A 3,822-nucleotide genomic window follows, 5' to 3' on the forward strand; every position below is an offset into this window, starting at 1 on the left:
GCCGCATCGCGAGCTGCGGCTCGGCTTCGACACGCAGGCCCGGCTGCTGGAGACGGTTGTGCTCACGTTTCAGAGCGGCGAGGAGATGATCATCCACGCAATGCCGGCTCGGCGGCAGTACTGGGATCTCCTGCCCTGACCCAAGCGCGCACCTGCCGCTACCGGTGCCTATCGACCTACGTCTTTGCGCCGCGAGCCGGCACAGTGACACCGCCGCGAGCCGGCGCGTCCTTGCGGCCGCTCATGCCGATGAGCGAGCTATGTCTGGCACGAGTTCGGCGACTCGGCGTTGCTGATGCGCCGCTGAACTGCTCAGACCGCGATCACCAGCAGGGAGAACGCCGGCAGCACGGACGACGCGACGGTTCCGCGGACGCTGCCGCCGCGCGGTCGCCAGAAGCCGAGCAGGTCGGCGACGCCCATGGCGAGCGACGACAGCAGCATGTAGATCAGCACGGTGACCACCACGGTGACGCCGGTCGACTCGTCGCCGTAGTGGAGGATCCAGAGCCCGACGAGCGCGCCGATCCCGGCGAGCGCGTTGCGGGCGCCGATGCAGAACGACCAGAGGTGGACGTTGGCGATGCCGTGCGGCTCGATGCAGAGGAAGCGCTGCACCCACGGCCGGTCGATGAGGAACGCCTCGAAGGGGAAGACGGCGATCAGGATGACGGCGGTGACCGCTGTGCAGAGCTGGGCGAGGAGGTCCATGTCAGGCCTCCGGTCGGGCTTCGACGAGGGAGATCGTCGAGATGGTCGGTACGACGCGGGTCATCCGAAAGCCGGCGCGGGCGAGCAGCGCGGCGAACTCCGCCTCCGTGCGCTCGCGACCACCGACGAAGAGCAGCATGTCGAGGTCGAGCGACTTGGCGAAGTGCGGCTCGTCGCCGGCCGGTACGACGCTCTCCATCAGCAGGAGCGTCGCTCCGGGCGGCATGTGCCGGCGGAGGTTGGTGAGCAGCTCGACTGCTGTGTCGTCGTCGAAGTCGTGGACGACCCGCCGCAGGACGTAGAGGTCGCCGTCGTCGGGCGCAGTCTCGAAGAACGAGCCGCCGACGAGGCGGCAACGGTCCAGCAGGCCGGCGTCGCCGAGGTGCTTCTCGGTCGGTCCGACCATGCTCGGCTGCTCGAGCAGCACGCCGTCGGCGGCCGGTGCCGCACCGAGCATCAGCGCGAGCAGCTGGCCGTGCCCGCCGCCGACGTCGACGATCGTGCCGAAGGGTGTGAAGTCGTAGACCGCCTCGACCGTCGGCCAGTCGAGCTGCGTCAGCCGGCCCATCGCGTCGTTGAAGTCTTGCGCGTAGTCGGGATCGCGGTCGAGCAGCTCCCACATCGAGACGCCGTGCACCGCCTCGGCGCGGGGACCGCCGGTTCGCACCGCCTCGGGCAGCTGGCCCCACACCGCCTGGTAGCGCGGGTCGCCGATCATCAGCACCACGGACCTCATCGAGCCAGGTGCGGCGGAGAGGAGCGTGCGACCGACGGCCGTCAGGTCGAAGCGGTCGCCGACGTGGCGGACGATGCCGTACGTCGCGCTGGCGCGCAGGAGCCGGAAGGTCGCGTCCGCGTCCGTCCCGAGGTCGGCAGCGACGTCCGCGGCGGAGCGCGGCCCGGCAGACAGGGCGTCGGCGACGCCGAGCCGCGCGACGGCGTGCGCCGCCTGGGTTGCCATGAAGGCCGCGCCCAGCTCGAGCGCGCCGACCTCCGGCGGCACCATGCGCCTGGACAGTCCCTGGATCGCGGTCCGCAACCCGCTGGCCGCGCGCACGACGCGCACGGGAGGAAGTCTGGTCATGGGGCACCTCGCCTATGATCGTCAGCAATGCTAACCATAATGGTCAGCATTGCTGACTAACGTCAAGGGATGCGATGGACCTCGCCACGCTCATGTTCGTCTCCTACCGCTCGATGGACGAGCGCGTCCAGCGCGCCATGCGCGAGGCGGGGTACGACGTCACAGTGGCGCAGTCGCGGCTCGCGCAGCGGATCGCCGACGAGGGATCGCGGCTGACCGAGCTGGCCGACCGCGCGCAGGTGACGAAGCAGACGGCGAGCCTCCTGGTCGCGGCGCTCGAGCGGGAGGGGCTGGTCGAGCGCGTGCCCGACCCGAGCGACGGCCGTGCCCGGCTGATCCGGATGTCCGAGCGCGGGCGCGAGGCGGCGGGACAGGCGATGCAGGTCGTGATGGCAGTCGAGCGGGAGTGGACCGAGCACCTCGGTCCGGAGCTCGCGGGCCAGCTGCGCGAGGGGCTGCTCAAGCTGCGCGAGATCACCGACCCCTACGCCTGAGGGTCCTAGAAATCCGCCGTCCCGCGCAGTCGGCGCGGCCGCCCGTCGGGGTCGAAGAAGCGGCGGTAGACCGGTGCCGCCCAGCGGGCGGCGCGCGACGAGATCCGCACCGGCTCATGGACGTGCACGCGGCTGCCGGAGCACCGATGCGCTCCATCCAGAGGGACGTCGGGTCGCGGATGCCGGCCAGCCGCGGGTCGTCCTCGGGCAGTCCGAGGTGCTCGGCCCACAGCGTCGTCCGCAGGGAGCGCGGCAGCTCGCCGTCGGGATCGACGATGGCGCAGGTGAGCTCGGGACTCCCCAAGACAGACTCAAGACGCGCACCACGTCCAGCCCTCCCGGCCAATGCTCAGGGTGCGGCACTCCGCCGCCTGATGACCACGCCGGCCGTCACTCTTCTGCCAATGTGCATAGGGCTACGGGGCTAGGGTGCCCTTCGTGCCGCACGGTTCATGGATCGCCGACGCAAGCGAGTCCTATGACCGGGTCGCCGATCGCTACGCCGAACTCGTGCGCTTGGGGCTGGAAGGTCTTCCGCTGGAGTCGGCCCTTGTTGATCATTTCGCGCGACGGGTCCACCAAGCAGGCGAAGGCTTGGTGCTCGACGTCGGGTGCGGACCTGGGTGGCTCACAGGTCTTCTGGCGTCGCGCGGCCTCAAGGTCACCGGTATCGACATCTCCACCGAGATGCTCCGCCTGGCGCGCACCCACAACCCTGGCCTCCCCTTCACAGCCGCATCGCTCACCCAGATCCCCCTGGCCGACGGCGTGGCCGCAGGTGTCTTCTGCTGGTACGTGCTGCACCACGTCCCGGACGACGACCTCGCGGTCGCCGTTCGGGAACTGGCCCGCGTCACCGCGCCGGGCGGTTTGCTCATGCTCGGCGGCCACATAGGCGACAGCAGCTACATCAAGACCGAGGGCTACGGCGGCCTCACGATGCGGGTCCTGTTCGCGCGTCGCAGCCCCCAGACGTACGCGCACCTGTTACGCGAGGCGGGTCTGATCGTGGACGCGACCATCGAGCTTGGGCCCGACCACCCGCCTCCGGAGCCGTGTGGCTCGCTCACCGGCCGGCTTGACGCTCGACGACCCTGCGAGGTGACGCACGGGTAGGCCGGATCCGCCCGGTCAACAGCCGCGTCACTCCGCCGCGAAACGGGCGGGCATGGCCCCCGAGGGATGGCGGCGAGCACGGGGATCTACTGGGGGAACGGCCGCTTTAGGTCTGCCTTCCGGTCTGCCGTCGCGAAGGTGGCGTAAGCGATGGCGAGAAGAGACCCCGCCACGGGGACCACGACGGCTGCTGCGAGAGCGATCCAAGTCCTGGCAGTAAAGCGGCTCATCACAGTTGAGGGTGTAGCGGCTGGTGCGGGGGCCGAGTCCAAGTAGGGGTCGAGGTCTCCCGATGATGGAGGTTCCTACGCCGTCCATCCAGAAGACCTCGACGTGTCTGACGCTACCTTCGCTTCCCCTGACCTGACCACGTTCTGCCGCCTCGAGGAGCTCGGCCTCGAGGTCACCGGCCAACGA

At 69.9% G+C, this 3,822-nt stretch carries 4 protein-coding genes and 1 pseudogene; 3 read left to right on the top strand and 2 right to left on the bottom strand.

The window, feature by feature from the left end:
• Positions 1 to 139 (top strand): annotated as a pseudogene (locus ABWV20_RS18220) (toxin); the annotation flags it as partial.
• A 173-nt stretch (positions 140 to 312) separates the two neighbouring features.
• On the opposite strand, the gene ABWV20_RS18225 reads toward ABWV20_RS18220, so the two are convergent.
• Together ABWV20_RS18225 and ABWV20_RS18230 are read right to left on the bottom strand one after the other, a co-directional pair.
• Positions 313 to 711, bottom strand: coding sequence for a DUF1304 family protein (locus tag ABWV20_RS18225; protein ID WP_353357717.1), 399 nt, complete (start codon positions 709 to 711; stop codon positions 313 to 315).
• A 1-nt stretch (position 712) separates the two neighbouring features.
• Complete coding sequence (locus tag ABWV20_RS18230; RefSeq protein ID WP_353357719.1) at positions 713 to 1,795, bottom strand: methyltransferase; 1,083 nt, start codon at positions 1,793 to 1,795, stop codon at positions 713 to 715.
• 74 nt (positions 1,796 to 1,869) lie between these two features.
• Here ABWV20_RS18230 and ABWV20_RS18235 point away from each other — a divergent pair, with 74 nt between their 5' ends.
• Positions 1,870 to 2,289 (top strand): MarR family winged helix-turn-helix transcriptional regulator, encoded by a 420-nt coding sequence (locus tag ABWV20_RS18235; protein ID WP_353357721.1) that lies wholly within the window; start codon positions 1,870 to 1,872, stop codon positions 2,287 to 2,289.
• A 429-nt stretch (positions 2,290 to 2,718) separates the two neighbouring features.
• Positions 2,719 to 3,405, top strand: coding sequence for a class I SAM-dependent methyltransferase (locus ABWV20_RS18240; RefSeq protein WP_353357723.1), 687 nt, complete (start codon positions 2,719 to 2,721; stop codon positions 3,403 to 3,405).
• Positions 3,406 to 3,822: the final 417 nt, after the last annotated feature.

It is taken from the genome of Intrasporangium sp. DVR (assembly GCF_040365325.1).
In the GTDB taxonomy this organism is placed as follows: domain Bacteria; phylum Actinomycetota; class Actinomycetes; order Actinomycetales; family Dermatophilaceae; genus Intrasporangium.